16 protein-coding genes are annotated in these 17,263 nt (G+C 73.6%); all 16 read right to left on the bottom strand.

The genetic code is table 11. The annotated features are described in order from the left end of the window. Positions 1 to 8 precede the first annotated feature (8 nt). The 16 genes from glyS to QN157_11220 all read right to left on the bottom strand — a co-directional run bounded on the left by glyS (position 9) and on the right by QN157_11220 (position 17,209). Positions 9 to 2,081 carry a glycine--tRNA ligase subunit beta gene (gene glyS / locus QN157_11295; protein MDR7556177.1) on the bottom strand — a complete coding sequence of 691 codons (2,073 nt, stop codon included), beginning with the start codon at positions 2,079 to 2,081 and terminating at the stop codon, positions 9 to 11. Next, complete coding sequence (locus tag QN157_11290; GenBank protein ID MDR7556176.1) at positions 2,074 to 2,958, bottom strand: glycine--tRNA ligase subunit alpha; 885 nt, start codon at positions 2,956 to 2,958, stop codon at positions 2,074 to 2,076. Before QN157_11290 ends, glyS begins: the two co-directional genes overlap by 8 nt. 540 nt (positions 2,959 to 3,498) lie before the next feature. Then, entirely contained in the window at positions 3,499 to 3,753 is a 255-nt protein-coding gene (locus tag QN157_11285; GenBank protein ID MDR7556175.1) for a hypothetical protein, read from the bottom strand. A 42-nt stretch (positions 3,754 to 3,795) separates the two neighbouring features. Beyond that, complete coding sequence (gene recO, locus QN157_11280) at positions 3,796 to 4,578, bottom strand: DNA repair protein RecO (protein ID MDR7556174.1); 783 nt, start codon at positions 4,576 to 4,578, stop codon at positions 3,796 to 3,798. A gap of 30 nt (positions 4,579 to 4,608) precedes the next feature. Next, a complete protein-coding gene (locus tag QN157_11275; protein MDR7556173.1) occupies positions 4,609 to 5,841 on the bottom strand; it encodes a divalent metal cation transporter in 1,233 nt (410 codons plus the stop codon). 5 nt (positions 5,842 to 5,846) lie between these two features. Then, the gene (locus QN157_11270) at positions 5,847 to 7,130 is read right to left on the bottom strand and encodes a CBS domain-containing protein (GenBank protein ID MDR7556172.1); all 1,284 of its coding nucleotides are present in this window, start codon (positions 7,128 to 7,130) and stop codon (positions 5,847 to 5,849) included. 166 nt (positions 7,131 to 7,296) lie between these two features. After that, entirely contained in the window at positions 7,297 to 7,788 is a 492-nt protein-coding gene (locus tag QN157_11265) for a cytidine deaminase (GenBank protein MDR7556171.1), read from the bottom strand. Beyond that, positions 7,788 to 8,405 (bottom strand): DUF502 domain-containing protein, encoded by a 618-nt coding sequence (locus tag QN157_11260; GenBank protein ID MDR7556170.1) that lies wholly within the window; start codon positions 8,403 to 8,405, stop codon positions 7,788 to 7,790. Before QN157_11260 ends, QN157_11265 begins: the two co-directional genes overlap by 1 nt. Beyond that, a complete protein-coding gene (locus tag QN157_11255; protein MDR7556169.1) occupies positions 8,406 to 9,698 on the bottom strand; it encodes a hemolysin family protein in 1,293 nt (430 codons plus the stop codon). It lies immediately after the preceding gene. A 54-nt stretch (positions 9,699 to 9,752) separates the two neighbouring features. After that, positions 9,753 to 10,268 carry a diacylglycerol kinase family protein gene (locus QN157_11250; protein ID MDR7556168.1) on the bottom strand — a complete coding sequence of 172 codons (516 nt, stop codon included), beginning with the start codon at positions 10,266 to 10,268 and terminating at the stop codon, positions 9,753 to 9,755. Next, positions 10,265 to 10,702, bottom strand: coding sequence for an rRNA maturation RNase YbeY (ybeY, locus tag QN157_11245; GenBank protein ID MDR7556167.1), 438 nt, complete (start codon positions 10,700 to 10,702; stop codon positions 10,265 to 10,267). Before ybeY ends, QN157_11250 begins: the two co-directional genes overlap by 4 nt. Positions 10,703 to 10,718: 16 nt before the next feature. Then, complete coding sequence (locus QN157_11240; GenBank protein MDR7556166.1) at positions 10,719 to 12,830, bottom strand: HDIG domain-containing protein; 2,112 nt, start codon at positions 12,828 to 12,830, stop codon at positions 10,719 to 10,721. Continuing rightward, entirely contained in the window at positions 12,830 to 13,750 is a 921-nt protein-coding gene (locus QN157_11235) for a PhoH family protein (protein ID MDR7556165.1), read from the bottom strand. Before QN157_11235 ends, QN157_11240 begins: the two co-directional genes overlap by 1 nt. Positions 13,751 to 13,905: 155 nt before the next feature. Further along, complete coding sequence (argR, locus tag QN157_11230; protein ID MDR7556164.1) at positions 13,906 to 14,445, bottom strand: arginine repressor; 540 nt, start codon at positions 14,443 to 14,445, stop codon at positions 13,906 to 13,908. Beyond that, positions 14,442 to 15,923, bottom strand: a complete 1,482-nt coding sequence (gene argH, locus QN157_11225; GenBank protein ID MDR7556163.1) for an argininosuccinate lyase — start codon at positions 15,921 to 15,923, stop codon at positions 14,442 to 14,444. Before argH ends, argR begins: the two co-directional genes overlap by 4 nt. A gap of 53 nt (positions 15,924 to 15,976) precedes the next feature. Continuing rightward, the gene (locus tag QN157_11220; GenBank protein ID MDR7556162.1) at positions 15,977 to 17,209 is read right to left on the bottom strand and encodes an argininosuccinate synthase; all 1,233 of its coding nucleotides are present in this window, start codon (positions 17,207 to 17,209) and stop codon (positions 15,977 to 15,979) included. Positions 17,210 to 17,263: the final 54 nt, after the last annotated feature.

Here is a 17,263-nt window from a genome sequence, read left to right as displayed (position 1 = left end):
CTCCACCGTCAGCCTGCCAGCCGTCCGAAGTCTGCCACGCGCAGGAAGCTCTGCGTCACGGCCCGTAGCAGCGCCAGGCGGTTGCCCCGCAGGCGCTCGTCGGGCGCCATGACGAGCACCCGGTCGAAGAACGCGTCGACCGGGTCGGCCAGCCGCACCAGCGCTTCCAGGGCGGCCGGGTAGCGCCCTGCCGCTGCCTCCGCCTCCACGATCGCGGCCACCTCCTGCCAGGCACGATACAGCTCTGCTTCCTCCGGCTCCACGAAGAGGTCCGGCGCGACCCGGTCGGCCGCCGTCCCCTGCGACAGGATGCGTGAGGCCCGCGCAAATGCCGTGGCCAGGCGCGGCATCGCGGGTTGCCGACGGGCGGCTTGGAGGGCCCGGGCTCGCGCGGCGAGATCCGCCGGCCGGTCGTCCCCCACCGCCAGCACGGCATCGAGGGTATCATACGCGATGCCCTGCTCTTCCAGCCACGTCCGCAGCCGCTGGAGCGTGAAGGCCACGCAGGCCTCCACGGCCCGCGCCCGATCGTCTACCGGCGCGGCGTACGCCGCCATCGCCTCGTCGAACAACGATCGCAACCCAAGCGGCAGGCCCCGCTCGGCCGCGATCACGGCGATCCCGCTGGCGGCACGGCGCAGCCCGTAGGGATCCTGCGAGCCCGTCGGCTCCAACCCTCGGAGGAACGCCCCCGCCAGCAGCACCGCCCGATCGGCGATGGCCAGCAGCGCGCCCGGGAGCGTAGCGGGCAGAGGCTCGCCGGGCCCCTTGGGCCAGTAGTGCTCCTCGATGGCCTGCGCGACCGCGGCAGGCTCTCCGCGCTCCTCGGCGTAGAGACGCCCCACCACGCCCTGGAGCTCGGGGAACTCGCCCACCATGGCCGTCACCAGGTCCGCCTTGCACAGGCGCGCGGCCCGCGCGACCGTCGCCCGGTCGTCCGCGGACGCGCCGACGGCGCCGGCCAGCCACTGCGCAACCCGGGCCAGGCGCTCCACGTGGTCGGCCATCGAGCCCAGCCCCGCGCCGTGGGCCACGCGCGCCAGCGCCGCGTCCCATGCGTCGAAGGTGCCGCGCCGGTCCTCCTCGAGGAAGAACCGCGCGTCTGCCAGCCGCGCGTGCACGACCCACTCGTGCCCGGTGCGGACCGCTGCCAGGTGCGCCATGCCGCCGTCGCGCACGGCGATGAACGCCGGCAGCAGTGCGCCGTCGGCGCCCTCCACGCCAAAGCACTTCTGGTGGTGCTGCAGCGTCACCAGCACCACCGGGCGCGGCAGGTCCCTGGCGAACCGCTCCTCGAAGCGCCCGAGCAGCGGCGTGGGGTGCTCGATCGACCACACCAGCTCGTCCAGCAACGCGGCATCCAGCAGCGGGCGCCCGCCCACAGCCGCAGCCAGGCGCGTGGCGCCTCGCGCGATGCGGGCGCGCCGCGCGGCGGGATCGAGGATCACCCGCCCCTGGCGCATGGCCGCCGGGTAGGCCGCAGCCTGCGGCAGCGTGATGGCGCGCGGCGCGAGCACCCGATGGCCGACGGTGCGCCGTCCTGCGCGGACTCCGGCGAAGCTCAGCGGCACCACCTGCCGGTCCAGCAGCGCCACGATCCACCGGATCGGCCGGCCGAAGCGGACGCCGTCGCCGTTCCACCGCATCATCTTGGGGAAGACCAGCCGGCCGAGCACGCCGGGGAGCACCTCGGCCAGCACCACCGCGGCCGGGCGCCCGGGCGCGTGACGCTCCGCCACCACGTACCGCCCGCCGTCCAGGTCGCGCACCTGCAGCGCCTCCACGGGCACCCCCTGGGCCCGTGCGAACCCCACCGCCGCCTGGGTGGGCCGTCCCTGGGCGTCGAACGCCACGCGTGCGGCCGGGCCACGCACCACCGTGACGACGTCCCGCTGCCGCGCTGCGGCCAGCACCGCGGTCAGCACCAGACGCCGCACCGTGCCGGTAGTCTGCACCTCGCGCACCTCGAGCCGCGCCTCCTGGAGCGCCGCCTGCGCTTCGCGCGCCAGCTGCTCGAGCACGGCCGGTAGCGCGTGCGGGGGCAGCTCTTCGGCGCCGACCTCGACCAGCAGCTCAGGCACCACCGGTGCCTCCCGCCGCGGCGGCCTGCGCGTCGGCTAGCCGGTTGAGGTAGGCGGCCGCACACGCGCGCGCCAGGGCCCGGGTGCGTCCCATGAGCTCCACCCGCTGCGCGACGCTGATGGCGCCCCGCGCCTCCAGGAGGTTGAACAGGTGCGAGCACTTCAGCACCTCGTCGTAGGCGGGCCGCACCAGAGGGATCTCCAGGAGCCGCCGCGCCTCGGCCTCGTGCGCGTCAAACAGCCGCCACAGGGTCTGGATGTCGGCATGCTCGAACCCGTGCGCGGAGTACTCGCGCTCTTCCGCCCGGCGCACCGCCCCGTACGTCACCCCCGGCGCCCACACGACGTCGTACACCCAGGCCCGCCGCTGCAGGTACATGGCCAGGCGCTCCAGCCCGTAGGTGAGCTCCACCGCCACCGGCTCCACGTCGAAGCCGCCCATCTGCTGGAAGTACGTGAACTGGGTGATCTCCAGACCGTCGAGGAACACCTGCCACCCCACGCCCCACGCACCCAGCGTCGGCGCTTCCCAGTCGTCCTCCAGGAAGCGCACGTCGTGGTGCGCCAGCACCAGGCCCAGCCGCTCGAGGCTGCGGAGGTAGAGCGCCTGGACGTCGTTCGGCGGCGGCTTGAGCACGACCTGGTACTGGTAGTGCCGGTACAGCCGGTTGGGGTTGTCGCCGTACCGGCCGTCCACGGGGCGCCGGCTGGGTTGCACGTAGGCGACGCGCCAGGGCTGCGGTCCCAGCGCGCCAAAGAACGTCGCCGGGTGCATCGTGCCGGCCCCGACCTCGACGTCGTAGGGCTCCTCGAGCACGCACCCGCGCGCGCCCCAGAACCGGTGCAGGGCCAAGATCAGCTCCTGAAACGTCCGCACGCGCCTTGGCATCGGCTCCCACGGTCGACAGCGGGTCACACAAAAAGGAGCCCCGTCCTCAGGGACGGCGGCTCCGCGGTTCCACCCTGATTCCCGCCGGTCGCTCCGACCGGCGGGCCCTCTCGTCCGCGCTAACGGGCGGTTCCCGGCTGCGTCGACGCCCCAGCGCACCTGCGCGCCGGACGCCGGGCAGCGGCTTGGGAGCGCCGTTCAGCGCGCGCCGCGCCCGTTCGCACCACCCACGGGCTCTCTCCAGCCGGCCACGCGCCTACTCCTCTCCCGCATCGCCAGACGGCCGATGGCCCGGCCATTGTACCAGCGCCCCGCGCGCAGGGTCAACGCACCGGCGCGCGTCGAAAGCATACTCGTCGAGCGCCACGCGCTCTATCTCCCAGGCCCCAGCAGGTCCTTGACCACCTGGACCCGGACACCGACACCGGTCCCTGTGGAAACGTCCACAGAGCTCCTATAGCAAGACACGACCGGCTCCCTGGCGCGTCGCGGCCGTTTGACGTCCGCGCCAGTGCCGCAGCCGAGGCATCAGCCGATCCCGAGCGGCTCCTCCTCCCGACTGCGCCGTCGCACCGAGGGGACCGGCACCGCCGAGAGCAGGGCAGCGGCCGCGAACGCCACGAGCCCCGCCACCGCCCACGAGACCGGCAGCTCGATCACCTCGGACTCAGTGCGGATCCGCACGACGCCATCGGGGCCGACCCGCACCACGCCGCGGGCTTCGGCGAGGGCCGCGCCCAGGTCCACGAGCGCACGGCGCGCCCGATCGAGGTCGATCTCCATCCCCGCACCTCCCCGAAGGGAATATACCACGATGCCCTGCGATCAAGGCCCGGAGCCGTCGGCGCGGATCCCGTAGGGGGGTGCGGTCTCCCGTAGGCGCCCGACGACGGCCGGCGCCCGCAGGCGCACCTCCCAGACCGCCTCGGCCATCTGATGGAGCGCACGGGTGGCGGCGACCAGGTCGCGTGTGGGCGGCCGCAGCCTGCGCACCGCGGATGGCCGCGCGTCCAGGAGGAACGCCAGCAGTCCTACAGTGCGCCCATCCAGGGGGAACGCCTGCGGGTCGTGCTGCCTGCACGCGGCGTCCAGGCTGCCACCCAGCGCTGCGCTCCACGCCACCGGCCCGCGCGTGCGGGCGCCGCACACCGCACAGCGTCCGACCGCCGGGCGGTGTCCCGTGAGCACCAGCAGGCGCGCCAGGAACCACGCGCAGGCCAGGTCGCCGCCCCCTTGGACCAGGAGCTCCAGGGCTTCCAGCAGCAGCCGGTAGACGTCTGGATGCGGCTGGCGGTCGGCCAGAGCGCGGTCCACCAGCTCCAGCACCAGCGCGGTGGTCGCCACGCGGTCCAGGTCCTGCCGCAGCGCCGGGTAGGCGTCGAGCACGTCGACCTGCGCCAGCACGTCGAGGGTGCGCCCCTCCGCCACCAGGGCGCGGACGCGCGCGGGCGGCTCCAGGCGGCCGCCCAGCCGACTGCGGGGGCGCCGGGCGCCACGCGCTACCACCGTCACCTTCCCCCGCTCGCGGGAGAAGAGCACGACCAGGCGGTCGGCCTCGCCCAGATTCCGCCGACGCAGCACCACGCCTTCCAGCGTGTACAGACCCACGATCAGGACCCTGTCTGCGGCCCTCGTGGCCTACAGGCTCCACACGAGCAGCGCCAGCGTCAGCACCACCAGCGCGGCCGTCACCGTGCCGGCGATGGCGTTGGCCACGGAGCCGTTCACGTGCTCGCCCAGCAGGCGCCGGTCGTTGACCAGGCGCAGCATGGCCACCAGCACCGCGGGGAGCAGCACACCGTTCAAGGCCTGGGAGAAGACCATGACGGGAATCAACGGCAGGCCCGGCCAGAGGACCGCGAGCGCGCTGGTGATCAGCACGGCCAGGAACAGCCCGTAGAAGACGGGCGCCTGGCGGGGAGACCGATCGAGCCCCGCTTCCCAGCCGAACGCCTCACAGACGCTGTACGCCGTCGAGAGGGGGATGATCGCCACCGAGAAGACGGCGGCGTTCAGCAGCCCCACCGCGAACAACGCCGACGCGTAGATCCCGGCCAGCGGCGCCAGCGCCCGCGCTGCGTCCTCGGCGCGCGCGACGACGATGCCGGCCGGGTGCAGCGTGGCCGCCGTGGCGACGATGATCGACCCGGCTACCAGCGCCGTGACCAGCGCGCCCAGCGCCGTATCCGCCCGTTCCAGCCGCAGGTCGCCCGCCGTGAGCCCTTTGTCCACCACGGCCGCCTGCTGGTAGAACTGCATCCACGGCGCGATGGTGGTGCCGATCAGGGCGATCAGCAGGTAGAGGTACTCCCGGTCGAGCCGCACCGTGGGCACGACGGCGGCCCGCGACACCGCGGACCAGTCGGGCCGGGCCAGGACGGCCGAAATGGCGTAGAGGACGTACAGCGCCGACGCACCCAGGAAGACGCGCTCGATGAGCCGGTAGCCGCCGCGCAGCACCAGCAGCGCCACCACCGCGGCCACGACGGGGATGCCCACCAGCCGCGGCAAGCGGAAGATCTCCAGGCTCCCGGCCACGCCCGCGAAGTTCCCGATGGTATTGGCCCAGTTGGCCACCACCAGGACGGCCATGATCGCCGTGGTGACCCGCACGCCGAACTGCTCGCGGATCAGGTCCGCCAGCCCCAGGCCGGTCACCGATCCCATCCGCGCGGTCATCTCCTGCACGACGACCAGCGCCACCGCCGCCAGGGGCAGGGTCCACAGCAACGCGTAGCCGAACTGCGCGCCCGCGGTCGAGTACGTGGCGATGCCGTTGGCGTCGTTGTCCACCGCCGCGGTGATGATCCCCGGCCCCGCCACCGCAAGGAACGCCATCAGCGCCGTCCAGCGGCGCCCAAGGCCCCGCACGGCGGCTACTCCCGCCGCCGCCGGATGCGCTCCAACCGGCGGGGCAGCCGGCCGCCCAGCCGGTCAGCCAGCAGGTCCACGACGTCGTCGACGGTGATGATGCCGAGCAGCCGGTCCTCGGCGTCGAGCACCGGAATCGCCAGCAGGTCGTACTTCGCGAGGAGCCCCGCAGCCGTCTCGTCGCTCTGGTTGGCACGGACCGCCACAACGTCGGGCGTCATCAGCTGGGTCACGGGGGTCTGGGGATCGGCGATCAACAGGCGCCGCAGGGAGAGCACGCCCAGCAGCCGGCCGGCGTCGTCGACCACGTACAGGTAGTAGATCGTCTCGGCGTCGGGCGCGAGCTCGCGCAGCCGGGTGATCGTCTGCTCCGCCGTCCACTGGGCGGGTACCGCGATGAAGTTGAGGGTCATGCGCCCGCCGGCGGAGTCGGGCGGGTACGCCAGCAGCCGGCTGACCTCGGCGCCCGCCGCGGGCTCCATGCGGTCGAGCAGCTCCGTGGCGGTCTCGCGCGGTAGCTCGCCCAGCACGTCGGCGGCCTCGTCGGGCTCCATCTCCTCGAGGATGTCCGACGCGCGGTCGGCGGGCAGCGACCGGAGGATGTGCGTCTGCACCTCGGGGTCGGCCGCCTCCAGCACCTCAGCGGCCACGTCGTCGCGCAGCGCCGCCATCACCTCCACCCGCTCCTCGCGATCCATCTCGCTGAGCAGGTCGGCCAGGTCGGCCGGGTGGATGGCCTGGAGGCGTTCCCGCGAGATCGACAGCTTGAGGGGCGTCACCGGACCCCCGAGCGCCGCGACGTAGGTCCAGGGGAGCGCGTGGTCAGACAGCGGCCGCCGGAGCCGCGCGCACACCCAGCGGACCGGGCGTTCCAGCCCCAGCCGCCGCAGCAATCCCGTGAGCCCGACGTCCACGCCGCTGAGGAGCAGATCGCCGTTGCTGCGGGCGAGGAACAGATCGTTCACCTTCACGACGCGCAGCCCGTGGGTGTCGACGACCTGCTTGTCCAGCAGGGCTTCCCGCAGGGGGACCTCGTCGGGCTGCAGGGGACGCGGCTGCAACGCCGCGCGGTCGACGCTCAGCCTGATCTGGGGCTCCAGCGCGGCGACCGCGCTCCAGGGGATGAGAGCCACCCGCGGCCGGTCGACGTCCAGCAGCAGTCCCGTGATGCGCGGCCGTGTGGGGTGCACCTCGGCCGCCAGGTCCGCGAGCCGCCCCAGCGGATAGCCGCGGGCGTCCACGACCCGCCGTCCCAGAAGCCGGCTGAACGGCAGCGACGTGACATGCACGATCCTGCTCCCATCCTGGACCGCGTCCAGGCGGCCGCGCATGCGCGGCGCCGCGACTACTATACGAACGCCCGCGTGCGAGCGTCAAGGAACGCTGGCGGCAGTGGCGGATCGATGAGAAGTGCTGGCGCACGCGTCGGCGCGCTATTGCGCGCCCGCGGGCGCCTCACCGCATGCCGGCAGGCCCGAACGGGTGCGCCAGCAGGTCGGGCAGCCGGTAGAGGCGGGGTGCCCCGCGCGGCGCCACCACGACGACGGTCTCGACGCCGAACTCGTGGAGCACCTGCCGGCAGGCGCCACACGGCATCGCCGCCGGCCGGGCCGCGACCGCGACCGCCCGCAGCCGCCGGTGGCCGCTGGCCACGGCGTGTGCCACGGCCGCGCGCTCGGCGCAGATCGACAGGCCGTAGGACGCCGACTCGACGTTGCACCCCGTCACGATGGCACCAGACGCGGTCAGCACCGCGGCCCCCACCGGAAACCGCGAGTAGGGAGCGTGGGCCCGCAGGCGGACGCGGCGGGCGGCACGCACCAGGGCTGCGACCTGCCTGGGGTGCAGCGAGACGCCCCGGCTCTGTGGGGTTGCTGCCGCACGGCGCACCGCGGCCCGGGGCCCCATGGCGGCGCCGCGGCCGCCGCGGCGGGGCGCGGGGGCCATCACTCGAACCGCCCTGTGGGCACCGGACGGCCGACCTCGGCCGGCGTCACGATCCCGCCCGAGACCACCAGCTTCAGGGCGTCCTCGATGGACATCTGCAGGCGGACCACCTGGCTCTCCGGCACCAGGCACACGAACCCGCTGGTGGGGTTGGGCGTGGTCATGATGAAGACGTTCACGATGCGCTCGCCAGCCACCGTCCGGAGCTCGCCGCGCCCCTCCCCGGTGACGAAGCCGACGGTGTAGAGCCCTTTGCGCGGCCACTCGACCAGCACGGCCTCCTTGAGGGCCATCCGGTTGGGATGCAGGATGGAGTCGGCCAGCTGCTTGGTGGCAGCGTAGACCGACCGGGCCAGCGGAATCCGCAGCATGAACCGGTCGAAGGCCTCGACCAGACGGCGCCCCAACACGTTGCTGGCCATGGCGCCCGCGAGCAGGATGAGCGCCACGCCGCTCAGCAGCCCCAGGCCGGGCACGCGCAGGCCCGCCAGGGCGAAGACGGGCGCCAGCACGCTGTCCAGCACCCGGAACAGCCACCGCAGCACCGCCACGGTGACGGCGGCGGGGAGCACCACCAGCAGGCCGGCGATCAGGTAGGTCCGGAGCCGCGCGCGCATTCAGTCCTGGGACGTGGGGGCTGGTTCGGCCTTCGTCACCTTCACCAGCGCGATGCGGTTGCCGTCGACGCGCTCGACCGCCAGCTCCACGCCATCGTAGGTGACCCGCTCGCCCTGCGCGGGCACGTGCCCCAGGAGGGTGTAGACGAACCCGCCCAGCGAGTCCACCTCGCCGGCCGGCAGATGGAGCCCCAGGGCGGCGTTGACCTCCTCCAGGTGCACGCGCCCGTCCACCAGCGCCACCCGCTCGTCGAGCACCCGGATCGGCGGCTCCTCGGCGTCGTACTCGTCCTGGATGGGCCCCACGATCTCCTCCAGCAGGTCCTCGATCGTCACCAACCCGGCGGTGCCGCCGTACTCGTCGACCACGATGGCCATGTGCACCCGCTTGCGGCGCATCTCGCGGAAGAGGTCGTCGAGCCGCTTGCTGTCCGGCACGAAGAACGCCGGCCGCGCGAAGTCACGCGCCACGCCCCGCAGTCGGCCTTCCCGCGAGGCCGTCAGCAGATCCTTGACGTGCACCACGCCGACGATCTGGTCCACCGTCTCGTGGTAGACCGGGATGCGGGAGTAGCCGTGCTCGCGCACCACGTCCAGCAGCGTCTCCACGGGCGCATCGGCCTCGACGCCCACCATGTCGATGCGCGGCGTCATGACCTCGCGCACCACGGTGTCGCCGAACTGGAAGATGGAATGGATCATCTCCCGTTCCTCCTGCTCCAGCACGCCCTGCTCGTCTCCCATGCGCACCAGGAGCTGGAGGTCCTCCTGCGCCCCCAGGGGCGCATCGCGCTGCACGTGGGCACCAAACGGCCGCACCAGCAGGCTCGCCGGGAGCGCCACCGCACGCACCACCGGCCCCAGCAGCCAGGCCAGCGCCCGCACCGGCGGCGCGACCCATGCGGCGATGCGGTCGGCGTGGCGGGCGGCGATGCTCGCGGGCGCGATCTTCGCGGCGACCAACACCACCAGCGTGGTCGCCACGAACGCATACAGGGGGCCGCGCCCCGGCCCCAGCAGCCGGACCAGGGCGGCCGTCGCGACGACGGCGAGGGCGGTGTGCGCCATGGCGGTACCCACCGCCAGCACCGACAACACCCGCGCGGGATCGTCGAGCGACCTCGCCGTCGCCCGCGCCCGCCCGCGCCCGTCCTCGGGCCGTTGCGGCCGCAGCCAGCCAGCGGCTCGCAGCGCGCTCTCGGCGCCCGAGAAGAACGCCGACAGCGCCAGCAACAGGCCGAGGAGCACCAGCTCGACGCCGTAGCTGCCCGGTGAGGTACTTGACGCGTCCAACCGCGGTCGTGCCTGCCTTCTGGGCCAGCGAGACCCCCTGCAGTCGGGAGAAAATTATAGCATAGGTGGCCGGGCGGATCCGCGCGCGGGAGCCGACACCGACGCGGGGCGCGGGGCGCGCACCGCCGCCACGGCCGCGATGGCGACGACGACCAGGAGCGCCGCCGCCAGCAGCCGCACGACCGTTGGGCCCGCGCGCGCACCGCCACGCAGCGCAGCCAGCGCGGGGCCAGCCAGCACCACGAGGCCTACCCCGACCGCCGCTGCCGCCGCGACCAGCACCGCGGCGGCGCTGAGGTCCTTGGCGCGCCGCGCCAGCTCGTGGTGCTGCGTGCCCACGACGAGATCCACCAGGACCTCCACGGCGGTGTTGAACAGTTCCGCGGCCAGCACGGCCGCCACGGTGAGCAGCAGCACGCCGGTCTCCGCCGGGGAGACGCCCAGCCACAGGCCCGCGGCGCCGACCGCCACGGCGGCGACGACGTGGATCCGCATGGTCCGCTGCGACCGCCACGCATCCTGGAGGCCGCGTCCGGCGAACTGGAGGCTCTCCCCCAATGAGTGCTTCATCGGCTCCTCCGCGCACGGCGGGCACGCCGGTCGAGCATGGCCAGGATCGCCGCGGCCCGGCGATGCATGCGCGCGGCGGCCACCGAGGTGCGGTCGTCGTACCCACGCAGGTGCAGCACGCCGTGGATCACCAGCAACGCCAGCTCCCGCCGCAGCGCATGGCGCACGGCGGCCGCCTGCGCCCGCGCGCGGTCCACGGAGATCACGATCTCGCCCAGCACCGGGGCCCCGTCGTCGGGAAACGTCAGCACGTCGGTGGCGCCCCGACGGCCCAGGTAGCGGCGGTGCAGCCGGGCAATCGTGGCGTCGTCCACCAGGGCGATCTCCACCTCGGCATCTGCCGGGGCCCTTGTGGCCCGGAGTGCCGCCCGGGCCGCGGCGAGGACGGCCCGTCGCGGTAGCCGGCCGCGTACGCGATGGGTGACCAGGTGCACGCGCACGGCGCCGACGCTACCGCCACCGCAAGCGGGCCACCCGCGGGGGCCGACGCCGCGCCAGTTCCCGCTCCAGGTCCGGATACTCCAGCCGCGGGTGCAGGATGCCCGAGAGGATGCGCACGAACGCGTTCACGATGCGGTCGAGGTCCCGGAACGTGAGCCCGCACTCGTCCAGCTGGCTGTCTTCCAGCTTCTCGCGGACGATCTTGCGCACCGCCTCCTCGAGCCGGTCGGGCGTGGGGCGGGTGAGCGCGCGGACGGCGGCTTCCACGGCGTCCGCCAGCATGACGATGGCGACCTCCCGCCGCTGCGGTCTGGGCCCTTCGTAGCGAAACGCGGTCTCGTCGACGGCGTCGCCGCGCTCGAGGGCCTGATGGTAGAAGTAGGTCAGTCGGGTCGTGCCGTGGTGTTGCGCGATGAACTCCTGGATGACCGGCGGCAGCCCGTACTCGCGCGCCAGCTCCAGACCGTCGCGCACGTGCGCCGCCACCGTGAGGGCGGAGAGGCTGGGGGTCATCTTCTCGTGGGGGTTGTCGATGCCCAGCTGGTTCTCCACGAAGAAGGCGGGGCGTCGCAGCTTGCCGATGTCGTGGTAGTAGGTCCCGATGCGGGCCAGCAGCGCGTCGGCCCCGACCGCCTCGGCGGCGGCCTCGGCCAGGTTGCTCACCATGATGCTGTGATGGTAGGTCCCGGGCGCTTCCAGCTGCAACCGCCGCAGCAGCGGGTGCGCGGGGTTCCCAAGCTCCAGCAGTTTGATGGGCGTCACGAGCCCGAACAGTTGCTCGATGAACGGCAACACCCCGATCGCGGCCACGCCGGCCAGCAGCCCGCCGGCGACGCCCCACGCGCCGGCCACCACCACTGCCGGGTACAGCTCCCGTCCCTCGGCCAGCCCCATCCCCAGGATCGCGACCGCGTTGGTGACCCCCACGACCAGCCCGGCCAGGCCAAAGTCGGATCGCCGGTGGATCTGGCGCGTCGCGAAGACGCCGGCCAGTCCCCCCACGAAGGCCACGACCGCGGCGGCCAGCTCGCGCTCGGCCGCCAGCCCCACCAACACCGCCACCACCGCGGACGAGAACAGCGCCAGGCGGCGTTGCAGGAGGATCCCCAGCAACATGGCGCCCATCGCCGCCGGGGCGAGGAAGTTGCTGAACCGCGGCGCGCCCAGCGCCTGGCTGAGGAACACGGTGAGCAGCACCACCAGGCTCCAGACGACGAGTAACCGCTCGCTGGCCCACACCTCCGGCTGATACTGCCAGAGGTAGGCGCCGGTGGCCGCGAGCGCCAGGGCCACGATCACGGCGACGCCGCCCACACCCGCCCAGCTCACCCGCGGCGGGTACAGCCCCGCGGCGGCCAGCATGCGCAGATGTGCGGGTGTGACCACGTCGCCGTCGCGCACGATGATCTGGCCACGCTCCAGCCGGACCCGCACGGGTGGCACCGCGCTGGCGGCGGCCAGGCGCGCTGCGGCCGTGCGGCCCTGGTCCACTTCCATCGTCGGCCGCACCGCGGCCGCGGCCACCTCCGCTGCCAGGGCGTACAGGTCGGGAGGCAACCCCGCATCCCGCACGGCCTGGCGCGCTCGCTCGCGGGCCATCGCCAGGTCCTCGGTCCGGACGCCCGCGGCCATGGCCTGGTCCACGGCCGCCTCCGCCGCCTTCGCCGCGCGCTCGAGCTGACCGAGCGGCGCAGTCGCTGCCGCGCGGGCAGCGACGTCCGACAGCGGCAGCGCCACGGCCGCCCGCACCGCGGCCATGCCAGCGACCACCGACGCCAGGCGGCTGCGGGTGCGGACCTCGCGTACGGCCGCAAACGCCGTCACCACGGCCTGGCGTGCCGCAGCCACCTCGGCCGGCGCGTGCCGCAGGACCGGCGCCACCGCGCGCATCGCCTCCGCCCGCAGCGCCTCGGTCCGGACGGGATCTTCGAACTCGACGGTGCGCGGTGCCCGGATGTCGCGGGGGCTCGGGCGTCCTGGCTGCAGGTCCACCCTGGGCGGCAGGTAGTCCACACCGATGATCGCCACCAGCGCCAGCAGCGTACAGACGGCGATGGCACCACGGCGGGCCCATACCAGCCGCCCCGGGACCGTCGGGCCACGGGGACCGCTGCGGGCCATCACGCGGGGCTCCCGCCCCGGGCCGCCTCGTAGCGCTCGTAGGCACGCACGATGGTCTGCACCAGGTCGTGGCGCACGACGTCGCCCTCGCGCAGCTCCACGAAGGCGATGCCGGCCACGCCGCGGAAGATCTCGCGGGCCTCGACCAGTCCCGACACCCGGTCGCGCGGCAGGTCGATCTGCGTGATGTCGCCGGTGACGACGGCACGTGATCCGAACCCCATGCGCGTCAGGAACATCTTCATCTGCTCGTGGGTGGTGTTCTGCGCCTCGTCGAGGATGATGAAGGCGTCGTTCAGGGTCCGCCCGCGCATGAACGCCAGCGGCACGACCTCGATGACCCCCCGCTCGGACAGGCGCGTGAACCGTTCGGGGCCCAGCATCTCGTAGAGGGCATCATACAGCGGGCGCAGGTAAGGGTCTACCTTGGCTGCGATGTCGCCGGGCAGGAACCCCAGGCGCTCGCCCGCTTCCACGGCCGGCCGTGTGAGCACGATGCGCTGGACGGCACGGGTCCGGAGCGCCACCACCGCCATCGCCACTGCCAGGTACGTCTTGCCGGTCCCGGCAGGGCCGATGGCGAAGGTCAGATCGTGGGCGCGGATCGCCTGGACGTAAGCGGCCTGGCCGGGTGTCCGGGGCGCGATCACCTTGCCGCTGGGAGTCTGGAGGAGCACCTCCCCGGCCGCGCGCACCGCGCCGGGAGGCGCGGCGGCGCGCAGCAGCCGCCGGAGATCGGCGGGCGCCAGGGTCTGGCCCGTACCGGCCAGCTCGAGCAACTCTTCGAACACCCGCGTGGCCCGGTCGACCTGCTCCGCGGTCCCGCGGATGACCAGCGTGTCCCCGCGGACGCGGACGGTGGCCCCGACCTCTTCCTCGACCATGGCCAGCACCAGGTCCTGCTGGCCGAGGACAGCCACGGCCGCAGGTCCGGACGGTAGCCGAATGGTCGCCTGGTGGGGCGCGGGGTCACTCACCCGGTTTCCTCCCCCTCCTCCAGTCATACCCTCCCTTCGGCAGGGGGAGAACGCATCCTCCGGGCGCGAGCGTCGCCAGGCCCCCGGGGAGGTGGCGGTCAGAGCAGGCTGCGCAGCCTCCGCACGATGGCTGGCCGGTCGCGGGCACGGCGGGGCACGACGATGATCGTGTTGTCGCCGGCGACCGTACCCGCCACGTCGGGCCAAGCGGCGTCGTCGATCGCCTCGGCCACCGGACCGGCACTGCCGTCGGCGGTCTTGACCAGCACCAGCCCGCTGCCCTCCTCCACCGCCGTGACGTAGTCGGCGAAGGCCCGCTGGAGCCTGCGGCGCACCTCGTCGCCCGTTGGCTGCACCTGTGCGGGGGCTGCGTACCGGTAGGTGCCCTCGCCGGTGGGCACCTTCACCAGGCCCAGGCGCTTGATGTCCCGGGAGACGGTGGCCTGGGTGACACGGATGCCCCGCGCCCGCAGCGCCCGGACCAGCTCCTGCTGGGTGGCGATGGGCGTCCGGGCCACGATCTCGAGAATCCGCTGCAGCCGCTGGTGCACCGTGCGCACCTCGGTGCCCGCCTCCACGTCCTGCGGCGTCTGCAGCCCGGCGACCTGCGGGGTGCGGGCGGCCCGGCTGTGGCTCACGTCGCTGCGGCCGCGAGCAACCGCGCCTCGGCCTCCCGCTGGAGGGCGGCGGCCTGCTCCACCCAGGCCCGTTCGACCACCAGCGCCGCCTGCGCGGCGTCCAGCGCCGCCGCGACCTGCTCTGGCGCCGTACCGCCCCTGACCGCCTTGGCCGCAACCGCTCCTTCGACCGTAACGGCTTCCAGCACGTCAGCCTCGAACTGCGGGCTGATCTCCCGGTAGGCGGCCAGTGGCAGTTCCCACAGCTCGCAGCCCCGCTCCTCCGCAGCCAGCACCACCCGACCCGCCAAGTGATGAGCGTCGCGGAACGGCACGCCCCGCCGCACCAGGTAGTCCGCCACCTCGGTGGCGGTGAGGAAGCCACCGCGCAGCGCCGCCGCCGTCCGGTCGCGCTGCACCTCCAGGCCGTCGACCACCAGCGCCAGCGCCTCCACCGCGGTGCGCGCCGCCCGCATCCCGGTGGCCGTGGCAGCCTTGTCCTCCTGCAGGTCGCGGCTGTACCCGGCAGGCAGGCCCTTGAGCACCGTGCCCAACGTCACCAGCGCCCCCAACGCGACACCAGCCTGGGCACGCGCGATCTCCAGCAGGTCGGGGTTCTGCTTCTGCGGCATCAGGCTGCTGCCGGTCATCAGGGCCTGCGGCAACCGGACGAACCCGAACTCCTGCGAGGTCCACAGCACCAGGTCTTCGGCCCACCGCGACAGGTGGAGCCCCAGCATCGCGGCGGCCGCCAGCACCTCGAAGGCGAAGTCGCGGTCACCGGTCGCATCGATGCTGTTCTCGGACACCTCGGCAAACCCCAGCCACGCCGCCTGGCGCGCGCGATCCACCGGGAAGCCCGACCCGGCGATCGCTCCGGACCCCAGCGGCAGGACGTCCAGCCGGCGGTACGCATCGCGCAGCCGTCCGGCGTCACGGTGGAGCATCCAGAAGTAGGCGAGCCAGGCGTGCGCGAGCAGCACGGGCTGCGCCCGCTGCAGGTGGGTGTAGCCGGGCACGATGACGTCCTTGACCTCGCGGGCGCGGCGCAGCAGGGCCTCCAGCAACCCGCACAGCGCCCCGAGCAACTGGCGCACCTCGTGCTTGAGGGCCAGGCGGAACGCCGTCACCACCTGGTCGTTGCGGCTGCGGCCGGTGTGCAGCCACCCCGCCACCTCGCCCAGACGCGCCGCCAGCGTCCCCTCGATGAACGAGTGGACGTCCTCGTAGGTCCCGGCGGGAATCAGGCGGCCGGCATCCGCCTCGCTCAGCATCTCCTGCAGGCCGCGAGCCAGCGCCTGGCGCGCCGCAGGGGGAACGACACCGGCCTCGGCGAGGCTGAGCACGTGCGCCAGGCTGCCCAGCAGATCCCAGCGCAGCAACCACCGGTCGACTGACAGCGACCCCAGCAGCTCGAGCGCCCGCGGGTCGGGGGCGGCGCGGAACCGTCCGCCCCACATGCGGTAGCCGCCGGCAGGGTCAGTGGTGGGCGTGGTCATGCCCCCGGGCAGTGCGCCGGCGCCCGGTGCACCTGACGAGGAGCGCCGGCAGGTCAGCGCGCCCGTGCATGCAGCGCCCGCATCAGCTGCGGATGCACCTGGGCAAAGACGCGGGTGGGCAGGCCGAACAGGCGGATGAACCCGCCCGCGTCGCGGTGGTCGTACACGTCGTCGGCCTCGAACGTGGCCAGCGCCGGGCTGTACAGCGAGACCGGCGAACGGCGGCCCACCGGCGCCGCCGAGCCCCGGTAGAGCCGGACGCGCACGGTGCCGGTCACGGTGCGCTGGGTGGCGGCCACGAAGGCGTCCAGGGCCTGGCGCAGCGGCGAGAACCACTGGCCGTAGTAGATCAGCTCCGCGTAGCGGTGGGCGAGTTGCATCTTCACGTGGGCGCACTCGCGCTCGAGCGTGATCGCCTCCAGGTCGCGGTGGGCCGTCACCAGCACCGTCCCGCCGGGGGTCTCGTACACCCCGCGCGACTTCATGCCCACCAGGCGGTTCTCGACCATGTCGACGCGCCCCACCCCGTGCCGACTGCCCAGGGCGTTCAGGTGCTCCATCAGCGCCAGCGGGTCGACGCGGCTCCCGTTCAGCCCCACCGGCCGGCCTTCCTCGAAGTCGATCTCGACGTCCTCGGGCTCGTCGGGCGCCGTGCGCGGGTCGGCCGTGTACTGATAGACGTCCGCCGGCGGCTCGGCCCAGGTGTCTTCCAGCACGCCGGCCTCGCTGCTGCAGTGCCACAGGTTGCGGTCCACGCTGTAGGGCCTGGCGCGGCTGGCCGGCACCGGGATGCCCCACCGCTCGGCGTAGGCGATCGCCTGCTCGCGCGAGCGGATCGGCCACTCCCGCCAGGGCGCGATGACCTTGAGCTCGGGCGCCAGGGCCTGGTAGGCGAGCTCGAAGCGCACCTGGTCGTTGCCCTTGCCCGTCGCGCCGTGGGCCAGGGCGTCGCACCCTTCGGCCAGCGCCACCTCCACCTGCGTCTTGGCGATCAGCGGCCGGGCCAGCGCGGTGCCCAGCAGGTAGCGGCCCTCGTAGACTGCACCCGCCTGCACCATGGGCACGATGTAGTCGGTCACGAACACGCGGCGCACGTCGACCACGTGGGCCGCGGTCGCCCCCGACGCGAGCGCCTTGGCGCGGATCGCGTCCAGGTCCTCCCCCTGGCCCACGTCGACGATGACCGCGACGACGTCACAGCCGTAGGTCTCGCGCAGCCACGGGATCGCCACCGAGGTGTCGAGCCCGCCCGAGTACGCCAGCGCCACCTTCCGTACCTGTGCCATCTGCCCGCTCCTTCCCCGCTTCGCCGTTGCCGGCATCCGGTGCCGGTGCACCCC

This window comes from Armatimonadota bacterium (genome assembly GCA_031459855.1).
GTDB lineage: Bacteria > Sysuimicrobiota > Sysuimicrobiia > Sysuimicrobiales > Humicultoraceae > Fervidifonticultor > Fervidifonticultor primus.
This window is presented reverse-complemented; position numbering and strand designations above follow the sequence as displayed.

Coding starts and splice junctions, on each gene's coding strand:
- QN157_11250 (MDR7556168.1), bottom strand. CDS start 10,268: ATGAAGCACTCATTGGGGGAGAGCCTCCAGTTCGCCGGACGCGGCCTC.
- argH (MDR7556163.1), bottom strand. CDS start 15,923: ATGACCACGCCCACCACTGACCCTGCCGGCGGCTACCGCATGTGGGGC.
- QN157_11240 (MDR7556166.1), bottom strand. CDS start 12,830: ATGGCCCGCAGCGGTCCCCGTGGCCCGACGGTCCCGGGGCGGCTGGTA.
- QN157_11220 (MDR7556162.1), bottom strand. CDS start 17,209: ATGGCACAGGTACGGAAGGTGGCGCTGGCGTACTCGGGCGGGCTCGAC.
- QN157_11265 (MDR7556171.1), bottom strand. CDS start 7,788: ATGGCCCCCGCGCCCCGCCGCGGCGGCCGCGGCGCCGCCATGGGGCCC.
- QN157_11260 (MDR7556170.1), bottom strand. CDS start 8,405: ATGCGCGCGCGGCTCCGGACCTACCTGATCGCCGGCCTGCTGGTGGTG.
- QN157_11285 (MDR7556175.1), bottom strand. CDS start 3,753: ATGGAGATCGACCTCGATCGGGCGCGCCGTGCGCTCGTGGACCTGGGC.